Here is a 19,414-nt window from a genome sequence, read left to right as displayed (position 1 = left end):
CTCACAAGCGAAAACACCATGCGTTTCAAGCGGTACTTTCCTGTTTTTTCGCGCGTTTTCGCCGATGATCCGGATTACGGCCAGTGAAAGCCGCCGTCTATCTCATAGGCTTGCAGCAGGCCACAGGCCGGGCCGCGCTGATGCAGCGGGAGCTGGATCAGGCCGGGCTCACGGCCCAGCGCATCGATGCGGTGGACAGCACCCGGGTCAGCCGCGAGGAGATGCTCACGCAGTGCGCCCCGGAGGGCAGCTGGGGCTATTTCCAAACCAAGGACATGGCCTGCACCCTGAGCCATGCCAAGGCCTGGGAGGCATTCCTGGCCTCAGACGCCGATGCGGCGCTGATCCTGGAGGATGACGTCTTCCTGTCGCCCGACACCGGCGCCTGGCTGAATGATCTGTCGTGGTGGCCCGCAGATGCCGGCATCGTTAAATTCGAGCGCTGGCGCGCCAACAAGCTGCAGGTGGCGCTTGGCAGGGATCGCTTCACCCATCTGGGCCGCGAGGTCCGGCAGATGCTGTCCCGCCACGCCGGCGGTGCAGCCTATGTGATCAGCCGGGCAGCGGCGCAGCACCTTCTGGACAGCCGCCCGTTTGCAATCACGCTCGACAACCTGCTGTTCAACTTTGATGCCTCGCTTCCGGCGCGCGCCATCAAGGTCTATCAGGTCCAGCCGGCGCTTGCCGAACAGGGCAACGAGGCGCCGGGCGAGGCAGGCGTCGGCCCGCCGCGCTACCGGCCCAAGGGCTGGCCGCTGATCCGCCAGAAACTCCGGCGCGGGATCTACGAATTCCGCGGCGGCTTCCGAATACTTCCCAGCGTGGTCCTGGGGCGGGCCACCCTCGAGAAAATCCGCTTCGACGGCCGTTCCCTGGCCACCCCGCAGACCCAACACACACATACCGCTTGAAGGAACCGACAACATGGCAGTCCTCATCGACGAAAACACCAAGGTCATCTGTCAGGGCTTTACCGGCTCGCAGGGCACTTTCCACTCCGAACAGGCCATTGCCTACGGCACCAAGATGGTCGGCGGCGTGACCCCCGGCAAAGGCGGCCAGACCCACCTGAACCTGCCGGTCTTCAACTCCGTGCATGAAGCCAAGCATGTGACCGGGGCCAACGCCTCCGTGATCTACGTGCCGCCGCCGTTCGCCGCGGATTCCATCCTCGAGGCAATCGACGCCGAAATGGAAGTGATCGTGGCGATCACCGAGGGCATCCCGGTTCTCGACATGATGAAGGTGAAGCGGGCGCTGGAGAACTCCTCCTCGATCCTGATCGGCCCGAACTGCCCCGGCGTGATCACCCCCGACGCCTGCAAGATCGGCATCATGCCCGGCCACATCCACAAGCGCGGCACCGTCGGCGTGGTGTCCCGCTCCGGCACCCTGACCTATGAGGCGGTGAAGCAGACCACCGACGTGGGCCTGGGCCAGTCGACCTGCGTCGGCATCGGCGGCGACCCGATCAAGGGCACCGAGCATATCGACGTGCTGGAATGGTTCCTGGCCGACGACGAGACCGAAAGCATCATCATGATCGGCGAAATCGGCGGCTCCGCCGAGGAAGAAGCGGCGCAGTTCCTGGCCGATGAGGCCAAGAAGGGCCGCAAGAAGCCGGTTGCAGGCTTCATCGCCGGCCGCACCGCCCCTCCGGGCCGCCGCATGGGCCACGCTGGCGCGATTGTCGCCGGCGGCAAGGGCGGTGCAGAGGACAAGATCGAAGCGATGAAATCCGCAGGCATCGTGGTCGCCGAAAGCCCGGCCGGCCTGGGTGAGGCGGTGCTGAAAGCGATCGGCAAGTAAGATGTCTCCCGCGGTGTGTCACGGCAGTGTCCAGCGCCCGTCCCGGCGGGGAGGGTGCGAAGCGCCCGCCCCGTGGGGGGCGGGACGGGCGCTGCCCGGCGCGCTGCGCCGGGCAATTGCGGCCAGTGTTTCAATTTTCATTATCGGAACAGCGTCGGCGTCGGCCTTCGACTTGCCTTCTATGGAAAATGTTGTTGCCTTCTGCTCACAACCATCTCCCGGCCCCAAGGCTTCGCGCTCTGCATTTGAAAAGCTTGGCTGGTCCCTCACGTCTGAAGAACAAGCATCTGAGTTGCGTGACTGGAGAGCAACCTATGCAACACTCTCGAGTTGGCAAAAAGGGCTCTTGCCTTATATGGCCCAAGCGATGGCCCGCTTGCGCTCAGGCGATGATAGTCTTCAGGACTTTGGCTCTCTCACAGATGCTGAACTGTTTGAAGTCGTCCTTAATAGAGACAACGCCTCCGATGAACCGCAAAGGTTTCCGGCAATAACGCCTGTTTCGGTGACACTCAACGCCCCGGACTCAGCGTCATCACGCTTGCTCGTCTCATTTTCTGAAAGCGGTAGAAGCGGCTGGAAGCAAACCTGCTCACTGTTTTCAACTGATGGCAGCGAAGCAGCCCGTACATTGGCGGCCGTCTTCAAAGATAGCTTGCCTGCTGAATTTGACCGCATTGCAAGCGGGAAGTTCGAACTTCCGCCCGTGAGTGACGATCCGACAGCGGTGTCACCGAAAGGCAGGTTCTTCCTCACGGATGCAGCCGCGATTGAGAATTCCTTGAACCTTTCATTAGACGCTCACGCCATGATCGAAATTTCATTGTCTATTGCTCCCCCCGCAGAAATCACAGCCGATGAGGCAAACCAATGACCGACCAAAGCCCCAACGACCTCTTCCACGCCTCCTCATTCATGCAGGGGCACAATGCGGAGTATCTGGAGCAGCTTTATGCCCGTTACGCCAATGACCCGAACGCGGTGGATGCCGCCTGGGCGGAGTTCTTCCGCCAGATGGGCGACGCAGAACTGGACGTGAAGGCAGAGGCCAAGGGCCCCTCCTGGGCGCGCGGCGATTGGCCGCCGGCGCCGAATGACGATCTGACCGGCGCGCTGACCGGCGAATGGCCGGCCCCGGCGGAAGCAAAGGGCGCGGGCAAGAAGATCCGCGACAAGGCCGCCGCCAAGGGCGTTGAGCTGACCGACGACCAGGTGCAGCGGGCGGTGCTCGACTCGATCCGCGCCCTGATGCTGATCCGCGCCTACCGGATCCGCGGCCACCTGGCGGCTGATCTGGACCCGCTGGGCATGCGCGCCGCCACCCCGCACCCGGAGCTGGACCCCAAGACCTACGGCTTCACCGATGCCGACATGGACCGGCCGATCTTCATCGACAACGTGCTGGGCCTGCAGGTTGCCACCATGCGCCAGATCGTCGAGATCGTGAAGCGCACCTATTGCGGCACCTTCGCGCTGCAGTACATGCACATCTCCGACCCGGAGCAATCCGCCTGGCTCAAGGAGCGGATCGAGGGCTACGACAAGGAAATCACCTTCACCCGCGAGGGCCGCAAGGCGATCCTCAACAAGATGGTCGAGGCCGAGGGCTTCGAGAAGTTCCTGCACGTCAAATACACCGGCACCAAGCGGTTCGGCCTCGACGGCGGCGAAAGCCTCATTCCGGCAATGGAGCAGATCATCAAGCGCGGCGGCGCCCTGGGAGTGCGCGACATCGTGATCGGCATGCCGCACCGCGGCCGCCTCAACATCCTCGCCAACGTGATGCAGAAACCCTACCGGGCGATCTTCAACGAATTCCAGGGCGGCAGTTTCAAGCCCGAGGACGTGGACGGCTCCGGCGACGTGAAATACCACCTCGGCGCCTCCTCCGACCGGGAGTTCGACGGCAACACCGTGCACCTTTCGCTGACCGCCAACCCCTCGCATCTGGAGGCGGTGAACCCGGTGGTCCTGGGCAAGGTCCGCGCCAAGCAGGACCAGCTGGGCGACAATGACCGCAGCCAGGTGCTGCCGATCCTGCTGCACGGCGACGCCGCCTTTGCCGGCCAGGGCGTGGTGGCGGAATGCTTTGCGCTGTCGGGCCTGCGCGGCCACAAGACCGGCGGCACCATGCACCTCGTGGTGAACAATCAGATCGGCTTCACCACCGCGCCGCATTTCTCGCGCTCCTCCCCCTATCCCACCGACAACGCGCTGGTGGTTGAGGCGCCGATCTTCCACGTGAACGGCGACGACCCTGAGGCAGTGGTGCACGCCGCCAAGGTGGCGACCGAATTCCGCCAGAAGTTCCACAAGGACGTGGTCATCGACATCTTCTGCTACCGCCGCTTCGGTCACAACGAAGGCGACGAGCCGATGTTCACCAACCCCTTGATGTACAAGAAGATCAAGGGCCACAAGACCACGCTGACGCTGTACACCGACCGGCTGGTCAAGGACGGGCTGATCCCCGAGGGCGAGATCGAGGACATGAAGGCCGCCTTCCAGGCGCATCTGAACGAAGAGTTCGAGACCGGCAAGAACTACAAGCCCAACAAGGCCGACTGGCTGGACGGGCGCTGGTCGCATCTGGACAAGAAGGACGCCGACTACCAGCGCGGCCGCACCGCGATCGCGCCGGAGACCATGGCCGAAATCGGCAACGCGCTCAGCCGGGTGCCCGAGGGCTTCCCGCTGCACCGCACCGTCGGCCGCTTCCTGGACGCCCGCGGCAAGATGTTCGAAACCGGCGAGGGCTTTGACTGGGCCACCGGCGAGGCGCTGGCCTTCGGCTCCTTGATGCTGGAGGGCTACCCAGTGCGGCTCGCAGGCCAGGACGCCACCCGCGGCACCTTCTCGCAGCGCCATTCCGGCATCGTCAACCAGGAGACAGAGGAGCGCTACTACCCGCTCAACAGCATCCGCGCGGGCCAGTCCCAGTACGAGGTGATCGACTCGGCGCTCAGCGAATACGCGGTGCTGGGTTTCGAATACGGCTACTCGCTGGCCGAACCCAACGCCCTGACCCTGTGGGAGGCCCAGTTCGGCGACTTCGCCAACGGCGCCCAGATCATGTTCGACCAGTTCATCTCGTCGGGCGAAAGCAAATGGCTGCGGATGTCGGGCCTCGTCTGTCTGCTGCCGCACGGGTTCGAGGGCCAGGGGCCGGAGCACTCCTCTGCCCGTCTGGAGCGGTTCCTGCAGATGTGCGGCCAGGACAACTGGATCGTGGCCAACTGCACCACGCCTGCGAACTATTTCCACATCCTGCGCCGCCAGCTGCACCGCACCTTCCGCAAGCCGCTGATCCTGGTCACGCCGAAGTCGCTGCTGCGCCACAAGATGGCCGTCTCCAAGGCCGAGGAATTCACTACCGGCTCCAGCTTCCACCGGGTGCTGTGGGATGACGCCCAGCACGGCAACTCCGACACCCAGCTGGTGGCGGACGACAAGATCAAGCGCGTCGTCATGTGCTCGGGCAAGGTCTACTACGACCTTCTGGAGGAGCGCGACGCCCGCGGCATCAACGATGTCTACCTGATGCGGATCGAGCAGTTCTACCCGTTCCCCGCGATCTCGATGGTGAAGGAGCTGGAACGCTTCAAGCAGGCGGAGATGGTCTGGTGCCAGGAAGAGCCCAAGAACCAGGGCGCCTGGACCTTCATCGAGCCCAACATCGAATGGGTGCTGACCCGCATCGGCGCCAAGCATACCCGCCCGGTCTATGCAGGCCGCGCCACTTCGGCCTCGCCCGCAACCGGCCTGGCCAGCGAACACAAAGCCCAACAAGCAGCCCTCGTGAACGAAGCGCTGAGCATCTGAGGATAAAGAGACATGACAACCGAAGTCCGCGTACCCACCCTGGGCGAATCCGTGACCGAGGCCACCGTGGCCACCTGGTTCAAGAAGCCCGGCGATTCCGTCAATGCCGATGAAATGCTCTGCGAGCTGGAAACCGACAAGGTGACCGTCGAGGTGCCCTCGCCCGCGGCCGGCACATTGGGCGAGATCGTCGCCGCAGAAGGCGAAACCGTCGGCGTCGACGCGCTGCTGGCGACCCTGAGCGAGGCCAACGGCGCCGCCGCAGCCTCTGCCCCTGCCGCCGCTGCGGCAGCACCGGCTCCGGCTGCTGCCCCCTCCGGCGGTGACAGCGCCCCGGTGCCGGTCATGGTTCCGTCGCTTGGCGAGTCGGTCTCCGAGGCAACCGTGTCCTCCTGGTTCAAGAAGGTTGGCGACAGCGTCGCGCAGGATGAAATGCTGTGCGAACTGGAAACCGACAAGGTCTCCGTCGAGGTGCCCGCCCCCGCTGCCGGGGTGCTGACGGAAATCATGGCCAATGAGGGCGACACCGTGCAGGCCGCGTCGCAGCTGGGCGTGATCGCCGCCGGCGCCGCCGGAGCGGCCGCTGCCCCCGCCGCGGCGCCGGCCCCGGCCGCCGCTGCCAGCGGGTCCAAGGATGTCGCCAACGCGCCGTCCGCCGAGAAGGCGATGGCCGAGGCCGGCATCGACGGGTCGCAAGTCACCGGCACCGGCCGCGACGGCCGCATCATGAAGGAAGACGTTGCCGCTGCCGTGGCGGCGGCCAAGGCCGCGCCTGCCGCGGCCCCCGCCCCGGCCCAGGTCCGCGGCCCCGTCACCGCAGACGACGCCGCGCGCGAGGAGCGGGTGAAGATGACCCGCCTGCGCCAGACCATCGCCAAGCGCCTGAAGGACAGCCAGAACACCGCTGCCATGCTGACCACCTACAACGAGGTCGACATGACCGAGGTGATGGCGCTGCGCAACGAGTACAAAGACCTGTTCCTGAAGAAGCACGGCGTGAAACTGGGCTTCATGTCCTTCTTCACCAAGGCCTGCTGCCACGCGCTGAAGGAAGTGCCGGAGGTCAACGCCGAAATCGACGGCACCGACATCGTCTACAAGAACTACGTCCACATGGGCATCGCCGCAGGCACGCCCACGGGTCTGGTTGTTCCGGTGATCCGCGACGCCGACGCGATGTCCTTTGCCTCCATCGAGAAGGCGATTGCCGAAAAAGGCGCCCGCGCCCGCGACGGCAAGCTGTCGATGGCGGAAATGCAGGGCGGCACCTTCACCATCTCCAACGGCGGCGTCTACGGCTCGCTGATGTCCTCGCCGATCCTGAACCCGCCGCAGTCCGGCATCCTGGGCATGCACAAGATCCAGGACCGCCCGATGGCGATCAATGGCAAGGTGGAAATCCGCCCGATGATGTATCTGGCGCTGAGCTATGACCACCGCATCGTCGACGGCAAAGGCGCCGTGACCTTCCTGGTCCGCGTCAAGGAAGCCCTCGAGGATCCGCGGCGTTTGCTGATGGATCTGTAAACCTTTGAGGGGAAAGCCTAGCCAGCCCTACAAAATCAGCGCGCCCAAGATTGGTGAAAGACCCAGCTTTTGGGCGCGCTGGTGCGGTATTAAATGCCCCGATTGCGGACGCATTCAATCAACGCTGGCTATGATGCGGACAAACCCTTGGAGGGGTGTGAATAAGACCGATTTTCACCTTTGCGGAACCTGCGGCACACACCTCTATCTGACCGGAAAATCCCGCCATTGGCGTTTCTTCCTAGTAGTCGTACCCATATTTTTCTCTGTAATAGTACTCATCTCAATCGCATTTAGCTGGTTGGGCTGGGTGACAACTGAAGGCCCGAAAAAAGGTGCACCAACTTTCGGTGCCTTGCCTTTGATGATGATAACGGTTTTCAGCGTGATAAGTGCAGTCAATGGACGCCGGGAAGAGGTCGAGAGCGTCAAACTTGAAGATGGCCATATCCAATGACCCTCCCGCTCTGGGGCCTTGTCTGCCTCTCCATCCTCGCCCTGATCCACGTGAGCTGCGACAGCTTCCTCTTGAAGCTCTCCGTTGGCAACGCCTGGACCGCAGGCCCGCGCGATACCGCTGTCAGCCGCGGCGCGCTGGCGGGCCGGGCGCGGCGGGCCTTCACCAATTTCCTGGAAACTGCCCCGGTCTTCATCGCCCTGGCGCTGGTCGCGGAACTGGCAGGCCTGCACAGCGCGCTGATTACCGGCGGCATCTACACTTACCTCGCCGGCCGCGCCTTTTACCTGCCTGCCTACCTCACCGGCGTGCCCTACCTGCGCACCGCCGTCTGGCTGATTGCCACCAGCGGCCTTGCGGCAATGCTCGCGGGGGTGCTCCTCGCATGAGCTTTCACCTTTCCGAAAATACTCAAAATGGCTCCGCCCGGGCCGGGGACAGCGCCGCAAATCTGCGGAAACTGCTGCAACACCCGCCTTTCTTGAGTGGAATCAAAGCACTCCTTACCCTTACCGGGGCATCCTGCCTTCAATACGGAAAAGGAGTATAACCAATGGCAACCCATGTTCTCTGGCAGGCCGATGTGGCCGATTTCGATGCCTGGCTCACCGTGTTCCGGCAGGACAAGCGCAACCGGCAGGCCGCGGGCATCACCGACATGAACGTCTGGAGCGATCCGGACCGCAAGAACCACGCCGTGGCGCTGTTCGCGATCACCGACCTGGAGAAGGCCCGCGCTTTCTTCGGCTCGGAGGAACTGGCCATGCACCTTGAACGCGACGGGGTCACCAATATCTCGATCAAGATGTTGACCCCCGTCTGATCCTAAGACCACTATCCCCTAACGCGTGTTCCGGAAAACGGAACCAGGGAGAACAGAGGAAGACAGACCCATGTCCCAATATGACGTCATCGTAATCGGCGCCGGCCCCGGCGGCTATGTCTGCGCCATCCGCTGCGCCCAGCTGGGACTGAAAACAGCTGTTGTCGAGGGCCGCGAGACCCTCGGCGGCACCTGCCTGAACGTAGGCTGCATCCCGTCCAAGGCGCTCTTGCACTCGACCCATCTGCTGCATGAGGCAGAGCACAACTTTGCCCATATGGGCCTCAAGGGTAAAAGCCCCTCGGTCGATTGGGACCAGATGAAGGCCTACAAGGACGAGGTGATCGGCCAGAACACCGGCGGCATCGAGTTCCTGTTCAAGAAGAACAAGATCGACTGGATCAAGGGCTGGGCCTCGATCCCCGCGGCCGGCAAGGTGCAGGTCGGAGATGAGGTGCATGAGGCCAAGAACATCGTGATCGCCTCCGGCTCGGTGCCGTCTTCGATCCCGGGCGTGGAGATCGACGAGAAGATTGTGGTCTCCTCCACAGGCGCGCTGGAGCTGCCGAAGATCCCAAAAAAACTGGCGGTGATCGGCGCCGGCGTGATCGGGCTGGAACTGGGCTCCGTCTATGCCCGCCTCGGCTCCGAGGTGACCGTGGTCGAGTACATGGACGCGGTCTGCCCCGGCATGGACAAGGACGTGCAGCGCTCCTTCAAGCGGATCCTGGAGAAACAGGGCCTTAACATCATCCTGGGCGCCGCGGTGCAAGGGGTGGAGACCTCCAAGACCAAGGCCAAGGTCAAGTACCAGCCCAAAAAGGGCGGTGACGAGGTCACGCTGGACGCCGACGTGGTGCTGGTCGCCACCGGACGCAAACCTTACAGCGAAGGCCTCGGGCTTGATGCGCTTGGCATCAAGATGACCGAGCGCGGCCAGATCGCCACCGACAACCACTGGCGCACCAATCTGCCCGGCATCTATGCCATCGGCGATGTGATCGAAGGCCCGATGCTGGCGCACAAGGCCGAGGACGAGGGCATGGCGGTCGCCGAGGTGATCGCCGGCAAGCACGGCCATGTGAACTATGGCGTGATTCCGGGCGTCGTCTACACCACGCCGGAGGTGGCCACCGTCGGCGCCACCGAGGACGCGCTGAAGGCCGAAGGCAAGAAGGTCAAGGTCGGCAAGTTCATGTTCATGGGCAACGCGCGCGCCAAGGCGGTGCACCAGGCCGAGGGCGGCTTCGTCAAGATCATCACCGATGCGGAAACCGACCGCATCCTCGGCGCCGCGATCATCGGCCCGGCGGCGGGCGACATGATCCACGAGCTGTGCGTGGCAATGGAATTCGGCGCCTCGGCCGAGGACGTTGCACTGACCTGCCACGCCCACCCGACCTACTCCGAAGCCGTGCGCGAAGCAGCGCTGGCCTGCGGCGACGGGCCGATCCACAGCTGAGCAGCCGCTGAGGCAAACCACCGTAAAAAGAGGCGCCGCTTCCGCAAGCGGCGCCTCTTCATTTTCGCAAGCACCTGACTTTAAACGCCTTTCCCCTCAGGTTTCAGACAACTTTGTTAAACAGCCGTGGCAAAGATTTACCAGATGTTAGAACTGCCGCCCCTAGCGTCGAGCGGCGCCAGTAACCATCTGGTGCAAAACATGTTTCACCCTTTGGTTGAGTAGGTATCCCATGATCAAGCTGACGCATTCCCTGACCGCCCTGGCACTGGCCGCCGCCGCCACTGCCGCCTTTGCCGCCGCACAATCCGGCACCGTCAAACTGGAGCTGACCCAGGAATTCGGGGTCGAGCAGAACGGCTCCTATTCCGCTGCAGGCACCAAGATGTGCCAGGAAAGCATGGGCGGCGTCGCCGGGTCGCCGCTGAAGGTCAGCTACTCGATCGACCCCAGCACCATGATCGAATCCGCCACTGCTGATTTTATGGGCGAAAGCGTGCCGCTCTACCCGCTCGGCATCTCCGGGACCTATTCCTTCATGTCCGACGGGGTGCCGCAAAGCTTGAAAGACAAGCATGTCAACAGGATCATCTTCAAGCTGGATGTGGATTTCAGCCATCCCGAGGGCGACGTGATGTTCACGCCGGGCGGCGAATACAACTGCGTGATTTCCAACATGACGCCGAACTGAGCCCGGCCCGGGGAGGCTGGTAAAGGCCGGCAGGTCGGCGTTCCGCCGGCCAATAGGGCGGCCCTCTCTCGAGCATGACAGCAAACGCACCCTCCACGTTTGCCGCATGTGGAACGGGCGCCCCTGTCCGGGGCCTCCCGGGCCTGCGGGTATTTTCCGCCCGGGTGCAACGGCACCGGTGGCCCGGGCGGCTCTCGCTGGCCGCACGGTGCTTTCCTGCTTCCCTCCGAAAAGGTGCCGCGGCCGGCCGCCGGCAGCCCCCGCGGCTGCCTTTTCCATTTGGCACGGCAGCAAACCGGCCTATTACTGGGGCAGCATTTCAACCCTCAGGAGGCCCGCAAATGCCCGTTTCATTGCAAGTCATCTACCCCGCCGGGGAAGGAAAAACCTTCGACCACGCCTATTACGCAGATGCCCATATGCAGATCGTGGACCAGCACATGGGACCGCATCTGCAGTCGGTCGTGGTGACCAAGGGGCTGGCCGGCGGGCCGCACGTGCCCGCGCCGTTCTTTGCCATTGCCACGATGGTCTTTGCCGATCAGTCCGCGCTGGACGCGGCGATGCAGGCGGCGGGGCCTGCGCTGGAAGACATCCCGAATTTCACCGACGTGCAGCCGCAGATCCTGATCGGCGAGGTGATCAAGTGAACGGTACCGGGCTGACAGCGCAATGCGCCGCCAGCCCGGCCCGGCCATAACGGCCGGCCACTGTGAGTGGTGTAACAAACGCAGGACGGACGCGTTTGCTGACTGCATAAACGCCTGCGGAAGCACTATCCGTCGCCGCATTTCACTTTTTTGTCTTCTGATCCGCCCCGGCCGGATCAGGCTTGGACGGCCGCCTGCCCGGGATCGAACCCGGCTTCGCGCATCAGCGCGTCGGAGCGGTCCTCGACCCGCCGCTCCAGCTGCTCCATGAAGTCATTGCGGCCGATCCCCGGCTCCATCGCCTCCAGGAACTCGACCACCGCCAGGCCGGGTTTCCGGTAGATGCCGGTGCGGGGCCAGAACACGCCCACATTGGTGGCGGCAGGCACGCAGGGCTGCTTCAGCCCCTCGTACAGCACAGCGGTGCCGATCTTGTAGGGCTTCCTGGCGCCGGGGGCGACGCGGGTGCCCTGCGAATAGATGATCAGCTGGCCCGGCTCCTTGGTCTCCTTGGCGACGTCCTTGACCATCTTGGCAATCGCCGCGCCGCGCTTGCCGCGGTTCACCGGCACGCAGCCCAGCCGTTTGGCATAGACGCCGATGACGGGCGTCCACATCAGCTCGCGCTTCATGATGAACCGGGCCGAGGGCACCGCGTTGAAAATGATCATGATGTCCAGAAAGCTCTGATGCTTGGCGGCGATGATCACCTCGCCGGTGGGCACCTGGCCGCGCACTTCGGTGCGGATGCCGACCATCCAGCGCGCGGTCCACAGCGCCCAGCGGGCAAAGCTCTTGCAGGCAATGCGCGCGCCCTTGGGGGAAGCCAGCGCCCAGGGCGCAAACACGATGCCCAGCACCAGCATCGCCAGATACATCTGCGTGATGAACACCAGCGAGCGCAGCCATTGGATGGGATTTTTCAAGACAGTTCCCCCAGACGTTTGGTGGCCGCACGGGTGGTGGCGGCAAAGGCCACCAGCGCCCCAAGCGGCGGGATCAGGAGCGGCACCAGCCAGCCGAACCCCTGGAAGCCGAGGCCGGTGAGGAAGCCGCCCTCATCAGAGGCCTCGGGCATCAGCCAGACCCCGATCATGCCCAGCACCACGCCCGCCGCGGCGCCGGACAGCGCCCGCAGGGTGAAGCGGCGGATGAAGGCCTGGGCGATATAGCTGTCCAGCGCGCCGACCAGCCGCAGCACCTCGATCACCTGGGCGTTGGCGGCCAGCGCCGCATTGGCGGCCAGGGTGATCATCGCGGCGGTGGCGCCTCCGATCAGCAGGATCGACACCCAGGCCAGGCGGCGCAGCGCCTGTGCGGCATCCACCAGCGGCGCCCGCCAGCGGGTGTGGTCGTCCAGCACCGCGCCCGGCACCTCGGCCTGCAGCCGCAGCCGCAGACCCTGGGCGTCATAGCCTGTATCGTCGCCCGTCACCTCGATGAGCTGCGGCAGCGGCAGGTCGCCCACCGGCACGCTGGCGCCGAACCAGGGCGCAAGCAGCGCCGCCTGCTCCTCGCCGGTCAGGGCGCGCGCGGTGGCGACGCCGGGGGTCTGGCGCAGGATCTCCAGCGCCGCCTCGGTCTGGGCGGCGCGCTGCGCTTCCGGGGCGTTGATGCGCAGGGTGGCCGCCCGCGCCAGCTCCGAGGCCCACTGGTCCGCCAGCCGCCCCGACGCCATCGACAGCGCCAGCGCAAAGACCGTCAGGAACGCCATCGCGCCGGACACAAACAGGGTCAGCTGGGCGGTGAAGCCGCTCGGCGGCACCACCCGGTCGGCCTGGGCATCGCCCAGGATCAGCTTGCGCAGCCTGCCCTCGCTCATAGGTCCGCCCCCGCCAGCTGCAATTGCCTGTTGGAAATCCGCAGCACCCGCGCCTGCACCTGGTTCTTGGCGGCGCGGATCAGCGACAGATCATGGGTGGCGACCAGGATGGTCTTGCCCATCCGGTTCAGCTCTACCAGGAGCTGCAGCAGCCGCTGCGACATCTCCCAGTCGACGTTGCCGGTTGGCTCATCAGCAATGATCACATCCGGCGACAGGATCACCGAACGTGCCAGCGCCGCCCGCTGGCGCTCGCCGCCCGACAGCTCCGGCGGCAGTGCATGGGCGCGCTCGCTGAGGCCCACCCAGTTCAGCAGTTCCTTCAGGTTGGCTTCCTCGTGGCTCAGCTCGCGCCCCGCGACCAGCAGCGGCAGCGCGATGTTCTCGATCACCGGCAGGTGGTCCAGGAACCGGCAGTCCTGATGCACGACGCCCACCCGGCGGCGCAGATAGGCCATCTGGTCGCGGTCCAGCCCGTGCACATCCATGTTGAAGGCGCGCACCCGGCCAGCGGTCGGGTTCAATGCGCCGTAGCAGAGTTTCAGCAGCGTGGTCTTGCCCGCCCCTGACGGGCCGGTCAGGAAATGGAATGAGCCCGGCGCCAGCTGCACCGACACCGCATTCAGCAGCTCGCCGCCGCCGTAGTTGTAGCCCACATTTTCCAGCTCGATCACTGCTGCCCCCTGAACGCGCCTGTTAATTGCGCCCGGCTGTTTTGCCCCAAGGGGCCGGCAGTTTCAATGGGGGCTCTGTTGCAGGGAAACACGGGCCTTTACCGTTGCCGCATTTGCCACTTTCGCCGCCTGAGGCGGATGCCTATAATCTCTTGAAAAACAACCTGCCGCCGGCCAGGGCGGCGGGATGGTGCCGAGGAGAGCATGATGCGCCTGACCTGCCCGAATTGCGCAGCCCAGTACGAAGTGCCGGAAGATGTGATCCCGCCGGAGGGGCGCGATGTGCAGTGCTCCAACTGCGGCCAGACCTGGTACCAGGCGGCAGCAGGCGCGGCGGCGGCGGATGCAGCGGATGCGGCCGCGGACCCGGCACTGGAAGACATCGGCATCGAGGAAGCCTTCGCCCGGGCGGCTGCAGCCGAAGCAGAAGAAAAAGCAAAGGCAGAGCCGGAACAAGAACCTGAGCCTGAGCCTGAGCCTGAAGACAGCGCAGCGCTGCCCCCCCGGCAAGACGCCGATCCCGCACCCCAGGAGGCGCCTGACGTCCCCGCAGCCGCGCCGCAGGAGCGCGCCGCAGAGGATGCGGACGCGCAACCCGCCGCTGATGAAGCGACTGCGGAGGAGGCCCCCGAACAAGCCCCGCAGCCACAGCGCGGGCGTTCGCTGGACCCGGCAATGTCGGACATCCTGCGCGAGGAAGCCGCGCGGGAGTCGGAACTGCGGGCGGCGGAAAGCCAGAGCCTGGAAACCCAGCCCGAGCTGGGGCTGGATGAGGCCGCAGCGGCCGAGGACGAGGCCGCCCGGCGCAGCCGTCAGGCCCGCGACCGGATGGCCCGCATGCGCGGCGAGGACCCGCGCCAGCTGGCCGCCGCCGAGAGCGGCTCGCGCAAGGAGCTGCTGCCGGACATCGAGGAAATCAACTCCACCCTGCGCTCTTCCGGCAGCGCGGCGCCCGCGCCGCAGGCGGACCCGGAGGCGCTGCCGGTGCGGCGCAAGAGCGGCTTTGCCCGCGGCTTTTCGCTGTCGGTGATTGCGGCGCTGATCCTGCTGATGGTCTATGACAATGCGCCCCTGATCGCCGAGAAGCTGCCGCAGGCGGATCCGGCGCTCAGCAGCTATGTGGAATGGGTCGATCAGGCGCGGCTGTGGCTTGATGGCCAGGTCAAATCCGTGACCGCCACCCAGTAACTATCTCTTTTCGGAAGCGTCTGCACGGCAGCCCCGCCGGCATCGCCCGGTGCTGCCGGTGTCAGAACCGGTCCAGCAGCCGCTGCAGGTAGCTGCGCTCCCGCTCGCTGCGCTCGCGCTCGCCGGCCCGGCGGCGGATGTCCTCCAGCAGGTCCCAGGCACGGCGGTAGGCATTGCCCTCGCCCACCTTGCCGCCGCCGTCCACATTGCCGTTGCTGCGGCCCAGCGGGTCAAGCCGGTCGCCCTGCGCGGTGGCAGAGGGCTGCTGCCCGTTCTGCTGCCCCGGCTGCTGCTGCTGCGCCAGCGCCTCGCCCAGGCTGCGCATGCCTTCGCGCAGCGCTTCCATGGCATCCGACTGGCGGTCGATGGCTTCGGCATTGTCGCCGCCGCGCAGCGCGTCCTCGGCGCCTTCCATAGCGCGGCCCGCCCGGTCCAGCGCCTCGCGCGCCGCCTCGCCGGCCTCACCGCCCAGATAGGGCAGCCCGTCGCGCTGCTGCTGCAACTGCTGGCGCAGCGCCTGCTGGCGGTCCGCCAGCGATCCGCCCTGCCCCGGCTGCTCGCGCCCGTTGCCGCCCTGGCCATCGGGGTTGCGGCTTTCTGCACCCTCGCCGCCCTGGCCGTCGCCGCGGTCGCCGCCCTGGCCGCCCTGGTGGCTCTGGCCGCGGCCCAGCCCGCCGTCACGGCCCTCGTTGCCCTGGCTCTCGCCGCTGCGGGCGCCGGGGTTGAACTGCTCCTGCAAATCGCGGAAGGCCTGATCCGACAGCCCCTGCTGCTCGCGCAGGGTCTCTGCCAGCCCCTCCATCGCCTCGCGGCCCTCATTGCCCTGGCCCTGCCCCTGCTGCGAGCGGGTCATCCGCATGTTTTCCATCATCTGCTGGAATTCGCGCAGCGCCTGCTCGGCCTCGGCCATGCGGCCCTGCTCCATCAGCTCCTGGATGCGGTCCATCATCGCCTGCAGGTCGTCCTGGCTGAGGGTCATCATGTCCTCGGGCATATCGCCCGGCTCCATCATCTCGCCATTGGCCTCCGCCTGGCGGCTCAGCTGGCGCAGATAGTCCTGGGTCGCCTCCCGCAGCTCCTGCATCAGCCGGGCGATCTCCTGATCGCTGGCGCCGTCGCGCATCGCTTGGCTCAGCCGCTCCTGCGCCCGCTGCATCCGCTCCAGCGCGTCGCCGACATCGCCCTCTTCCAGCTGCATCGCCAGATCCCACAGCGCGGCGGCAATCTCCTCCTGCTGCGGCTCCGCGACCGAGCCCTGCACGGTATAGCTTTCCAGCCGCCGCAGGATGGTGCGCAGCCGCAGGTAGTCACCGTAGTCGCGGAACACCCCCACCGGCCGGTGCGACAGCGCCCGGATCACCTGCGCCACCCGCGGCGCATTGGCGCGCGTCCACAACAGGTCGCGGCGCTGTTCGATCACCGCTGCCGCCAGCGGGTCAAAGAAGCGGCGGGTCAGCAGTTCACTGCCAAAACTTGCAGCGGCCGAAGACTGGCCCGCCTCATCAATGGCCGAGAAGGTGAAAACCACCGGCAGGTTGGCCCAGGGATGCTGGGCAAAATCCTCGATCAGCTTTTCGGTGAACTCCTTGCGCGAGCCGGACAGGGGCAGCGGCAGGTCCAGCACCAGCGCCTCGCGCGGGTCAGGATCCGCAGCCAGCCCATGGTCGCGATCCACCGCCGCCAGGTCCAGCGTGATCCGCACTTGGCCGGCCGCCACGCCGTAGTCATCGCGCGCCGCAAACCCCAGGCTGGTGAAGCCGTCGTTCTCCAGCGCCGGCTGGCCCGACACCGCCACCTTGGGCGGGTTGTCCGGGATCACCTCCACCTGCCAGCTGCGCCCGCCGCTGCCCTCGATGGCAAAGGTGCCGCTGCGGGCGACGTCGAATTCCATGGCGGTCTGCGGGGCGTCTTCCGCCGCCGCAGCGCCGCCGCGGCGCTGGCCCGAAACCGTCTCGCTCAGCTCCAGCGCGCCGACCTCGCCGTAGAACCGCAGGGTCACGCGGCTGCCTTCGGGCAGCTTCAGAACATTTGCGTCCTGGTCGTTCAGATACAGCACCGGCAGCCGGGTATAGGCGGGCGGCTCCGCCCAGCCCTCCCACGCGGGTCCGTTGAGCGCGGCCCTGCCGCCCGAGCCCAGATCCCTGACGGAGGCCACATGCCAGACCGAGCCGAACAGCACCGCCACCGCCAGCAGCAGCCCCGCCATGTAGCGCAGAGCGTAAGGGTCGGAGGAGGCAATATTCAGATCGGGGGGCGGCGCCTTGGCCTTGGCGGCAGCCGCCGCCATCCGGCGCTGGTGCGCCCGCCACAGCGCGGCAGAGGCGGCATCTTCCGCGCCAATGGCCTGGGTATCCAAGAGCGCAGCGACCGGGCGGCCCGGCAGGGTCTGATCCAAGCGCTCCAGCGCCGCGGCCTTGCTGGGCCAGCGGAAGCGCCAGAGCCCCCAGCCCAGTGCAGCAGCGGCGGCAATCAGAACCGCCATCGCGCCGGTCCAGACCAGCCGTTCCGGCAGCATCTGGTGCAGCCCCAGCATCAGCGCCGCCAGCGCCGCCATCAGCACCGAGGCCAGCGGCCAGAAGCTGCGCAGGGCCCTCTCCGCCACCAGCCCGGCCCGCGTCAAGGCCAGCGGCCAGCGCAGGCGTTTCAGGACCGGATCGGCCTGCCGGTCAGTGCGGCGGTCAAAGGGCATACGGGCCTCATCCTCTGGTGGCCCGCGCCGGATCGCATCCGGATCGCTTCAGAGCCACACCGGGATGGTATCGCGGTTTATCATCTCTTCATAGTCCGGCCGCCGGCGAATAACCGCGAATTGATCCCCATGCACAAGCACTTCGGGGATCAAGGGGCGGGAATTGTACTCGCTGGCCATCACCGCGCCGTAGGCGCCCGCACTGCGGAAGGAGACCAGATCGCCCGCCGCCAGCGGCGGCAGGTCGCGCTGCTTGGCAAAGGTATCTCCGGTCTCGCAAACCGGGCCGACGATGTCATAGGGCTGGGGCTCCACGCCTGCGTCAGCTTCCTCAACCGGGATGATGTCGTGGTGCGCCTCATACATCGCCGGGCGGATCAGGTCGTTCATCGCCGCATCCAGGATCAGGAAATCGCGCCCCTCGCCCGACTTCACATAGATCACCTTGCTGACCAGCTGGCCCGCATTTCCCGCAATCAGGCGGCCGGGTTCAATCTCGATCTCGCAGCCGAGGTGGCCGAGGGTCTCCTTGACCATCTGACCGTATTCCACCGGCAGCGGCGGCGCGGTGTTGGAGCGCTCATAAGGAATGCCCAGGCCGCCGCCGAGGTCCAGGCGGCGGATGTTGTGGCCTTCGGCGCGCAGGGTTTCGGTCAGCTCCGCCACCTTCTGGTAGGCCAGCCGGAACGGCTCCAGATCGGTCAGCTGCGAGCCGATATGGACGTCGATCCCCACCACTTCCAGCCCCGGCAGCGCGGCGGCGCGGGCATAAACCTCCTTGGCGCGGGCAATCGGGATGCCGAACTTGTTCTCGGATTTTCCGGTGGCGATCTTGGCGTGGGTCTTGGCGTCCACATCCGGATTGACCCGGATGGTGATCGGAGCCACTGTGCCCAGCTCCTGCGCCACGGCGCTGATCACTTCCATCTCCGGCTCGGATTCCACGTTGAACTGGCGGATGCCGCCACTGAGGGCCACGCGGATTTCCTCTGCCGTCTTTCCGACGCCGGAAAACACGATCCTGTCGCCCGGCACGCCCGCCGCCTTGGCGCGCAGGTATTCGCCCTGGCTGACCACATCCATGCCCGCACCGGCCTGCGCCAGGGTCTTGAGGATCGCCTGGTTGGAGGCCGCCTTCATCGCAAAGCAGACCAGGTGGTCGGTGCCCTCCAGCGCCTCGTCGAACAGGCGGAAATGGCGCAGCAGGGTGGCGGTGGAATAAACATAGAACGGGGTGCCCACCGCCGCGGCGATCTCGGAGATGGGAACGTCTTCGGCGCAGAGCGCGCCGTCACGGTAGAGAAAATGATCCATGCCCCCGCGTTTAGGGCAAAAGGGGCAGATGGATCAAATGATTCCGGCTTAGGCCGCGCAGCTGCAACAAAGCAGCGCTCCCGCCCGCCGCAGACGCATCAAAGATGCGCCCGCGCCCGTTGGGCCAAGCGCCGCGCTGCCGCGCGGCGGGGTTCGGGTATTCGGGCACAAAAGAAGCGCAACATGTCTCTTCTTCTTTGCAAAAATACTCACTGCGCGGCGGCCGCGGCAAACGCGGCGCACATGGTGTTGCGCAACCGGCGTACGCCCCTGTCACCGCATCTTAAGCCCGGACTGGCATAGTAAGCCCTGATCGCGGTCACTGCCGGGCCTGACACCCCCGGCACCCAGGAACAGGGCCCTTTGGCAAGGGCGCGCAGAGATAACGTTCAGCGTGCGGGAGAAACCTCCCGTCCCGCCTCCGCCCCTTGGCGGCGCCGCCACTCCTAACTGCTGATGGTCAGCATGTCAGATACGGAACGCACC

The 19,414-nt window shown here is 65.8% G+C and carries 17 protein-coding genes; 12 read left to right on the top strand and 5 right to left on the bottom strand.

Going from position 1 to position 19,414, the window contains the following annotated elements; genetic code table 11:
- The first annotated feature begins 83 nt into the window (after positions 1 to 83).
- The 11 genes from AB1A62_RS10195 to AB1A62_RS10145 all read left to right on the top strand — a co-directional run bounded on the left by AB1A62_RS10195 (position 84) and on the right by AB1A62_RS10145 (position 11,241).
- Positions 84 to 911, top strand: a complete 828-nt coding sequence (locus tag AB1A62_RS10195) for a glycosyltransferase family 25 protein (RefSeq protein WP_366661381.1) — start codon at positions 84 to 86, stop codon at positions 909 to 911.
- Positions 912 to 924: 13 nt separating this feature from the next.
- Positions 925 to 1,809 (top strand): succinate--CoA ligase subunit alpha, encoded by an 885-nt coding sequence (sucD, locus tag AB1A62_RS10190; RefSeq protein ID WP_366661380.1) that lies wholly within the window; start codon positions 925 to 927, stop codon positions 1,807 to 1,809.
- A 181-nt stretch (positions 1,810 to 1,990) separates the two neighbouring features.
- Positions 1,991 to 2,683 (top strand): hypothetical protein, encoded by a 693-nt coding sequence (locus tag AB1A62_RS10185; protein ID WP_366661379.1) that lies wholly within the window; start codon positions 1,991 to 1,993, stop codon positions 2,681 to 2,683.
- Entirely contained in the window at positions 2,680 to 5,631 is a 2,952-nt protein-coding gene (locus tag AB1A62_RS10180) for a 2-oxoglutarate dehydrogenase E1 component (RefSeq protein ID WP_366661378.1), read from the top strand. Before AB1A62_RS10185 ends, AB1A62_RS10180 begins: the two co-directional genes overlap by 4 nt.
- 12 nt (positions 5,632 to 5,643) lie before the next feature.
- Positions 5,644 to 7,158 (top strand): 2-oxoglutarate dehydrogenase complex dihydrolipoyllysine-residue succinyltransferase, encoded by a 1,515-nt coding sequence (gene odhB, locus AB1A62_RS10175; RefSeq protein WP_366661377.1) that lies wholly within the window; start codon positions 5,644 to 5,646, stop codon positions 7,156 to 7,158.
- Positions 7,159 to 7,315: 157 nt separating this feature from the next.
- Positions 7,316 to 7,615 carry a hypothetical protein gene (locus AB1A62_RS10170; RefSeq protein WP_366661376.1) on the top strand — a complete coding sequence of 100 codons (300 nt, stop codon included), beginning with the start codon at positions 7,316 to 7,318 and terminating at the stop codon, positions 7,613 to 7,615.
- Positions 7,612 to 8,004: an MAPEG family protein gene (locus AB1A62_RS10165; RefSeq protein ID WP_366661375.1), complete on the top strand. Its 393-nt coding sequence runs from the start codon at positions 7,612 to 7,614 to the stop codon at positions 8,002 to 8,004. Before AB1A62_RS10170 ends, AB1A62_RS10165 begins: the two co-directional genes overlap by 4 nt.
- 164 nt (positions 8,005 to 8,168) lie before the next feature.
- Positions 8,169 to 8,438 carry a hypothetical protein gene (locus AB1A62_RS10160; RefSeq protein WP_174146125.1) on the top strand — a complete coding sequence of 90 codons (270 nt, stop codon included), beginning with the start codon at positions 8,169 to 8,171 and terminating at the stop codon, positions 8,436 to 8,438.
- Positions 8,439 to 8,508: 70 nt separating this feature from the next.
- Positions 8,509 to 9,900: a dihydrolipoyl dehydrogenase gene (gene lpdA, locus AB1A62_RS10155; RefSeq protein ID WP_366661374.1), complete on the top strand. Its 1,392-nt coding sequence runs from the start codon at positions 8,509 to 8,511 to the stop codon at positions 9,898 to 9,900.
- 232 nt (positions 9,901 to 10,132) lie between these two features.
- Positions 10,133 to 10,591, top strand: a complete 459-nt coding sequence (locus tag AB1A62_RS10150) for a hypothetical protein (RefSeq protein WP_366661373.1) — start codon at positions 10,133 to 10,135, stop codon at positions 10,589 to 10,591.
- A 341-nt stretch (positions 10,592 to 10,932) separates the two neighbouring features.
- Entirely contained in the window at positions 10,933 to 11,241 is a 309-nt protein-coding gene (locus tag AB1A62_RS10145; RefSeq protein ID WP_366661372.1) for an EthD family reductase, read from the top strand.
- Between the two features lie 176 nt (positions 11,242 to 11,417).
- Here AB1A62_RS10145 and AB1A62_RS10140 read toward each other — a convergent pair whose 3' ends face one another.
- The 3 genes from AB1A62_RS10140 to AB1A62_RS10130 are packed head-to-tail and all read right to left on the bottom strand — an operon-like array spanning position 11,418 to position 13,737.
- Positions 11,418 to 12,167: a lysophospholipid acyltransferase family protein gene (locus tag AB1A62_RS10140; RefSeq protein ID WP_366661371.1), complete on the bottom strand. Its 750-nt coding sequence runs from the start codon at positions 12,165 to 12,167 to the stop codon at positions 11,418 to 11,420.
- The gene (locus AB1A62_RS10135; RefSeq protein ID WP_366661370.1) at positions 12,164 to 13,063 is read right to left on the bottom strand and encodes a cell division protein FtsX; all 900 of its coding nucleotides are present in this window, start codon (positions 13,061 to 13,063) and stop codon (positions 12,164 to 12,166) included. Before AB1A62_RS10135 ends, AB1A62_RS10140 begins: the two co-directional genes overlap by 4 nt.
- Positions 13,060 to 13,737, bottom strand: a complete 678-nt coding sequence (locus AB1A62_RS10130; RefSeq protein ID WP_174146131.1) for an ATP-binding cassette domain-containing protein — start codon at positions 13,735 to 13,737, stop codon at positions 13,060 to 13,062. Before AB1A62_RS10130 ends, AB1A62_RS10135 begins: the two co-directional genes overlap by 4 nt.
- Positions 13,738 to 13,941: 204 nt before the next feature.
- On the opposite strand from AB1A62_RS10130, the gene AB1A62_RS10125 reads away from it, so the two are divergent.
- The gene (locus AB1A62_RS10125) at positions 13,942 to 14,925 is read left to right on the top strand and encodes a zinc-ribbon domain-containing protein (protein ID WP_366661369.1); all 984 of its coding nucleotides are present in this window, start codon (positions 13,942 to 13,944) and stop codon (positions 14,923 to 14,925) included.
- 61 nt (positions 14,926 to 14,986) lie between these two features.
- Here AB1A62_RS10125 and AB1A62_RS10120 read toward each other — a convergent pair whose 3' ends face one another.
- Together AB1A62_RS10120 and lysA are read right to left on the bottom strand one after the other, a co-directional pair.
- The gene (locus AB1A62_RS10120) at positions 14,987 to 17,614 is read right to left on the bottom strand and encodes a TIGR02302 family protein (protein WP_366661368.1); all 2,628 of its coding nucleotides are present in this window, start codon (positions 17,612 to 17,614) and stop codon (positions 14,987 to 14,989) included.
- Positions 17,615 to 17,662: 48 nt separating this feature from the next.
- The gene (lysA, locus tag AB1A62_RS10115; protein ID WP_366661367.1) at positions 17,663 to 18,928 is read right to left on the bottom strand and encodes a diaminopimelate decarboxylase; all 1,266 of its coding nucleotides are present in this window, start codon (positions 18,926 to 18,928) and stop codon (positions 17,663 to 17,665) included.
- Positions 18,929 to 19,414 lie beyond the last annotated feature (486 nt).

Origin of the sequence: Leisingera sp. JC11 (assembly GCF_040704725.1) — a bacterium.
Taxonomy (GTDB): Bacteria; Pseudomonadota; Alphaproteobacteria; order Rhodobacterales; family Rhodobacteraceae; genus Leisingera.
Note: the sequence above shows the minus strand (reverse complement) of the source record. Positions and strands in the feature narration are given on the sequence as shown.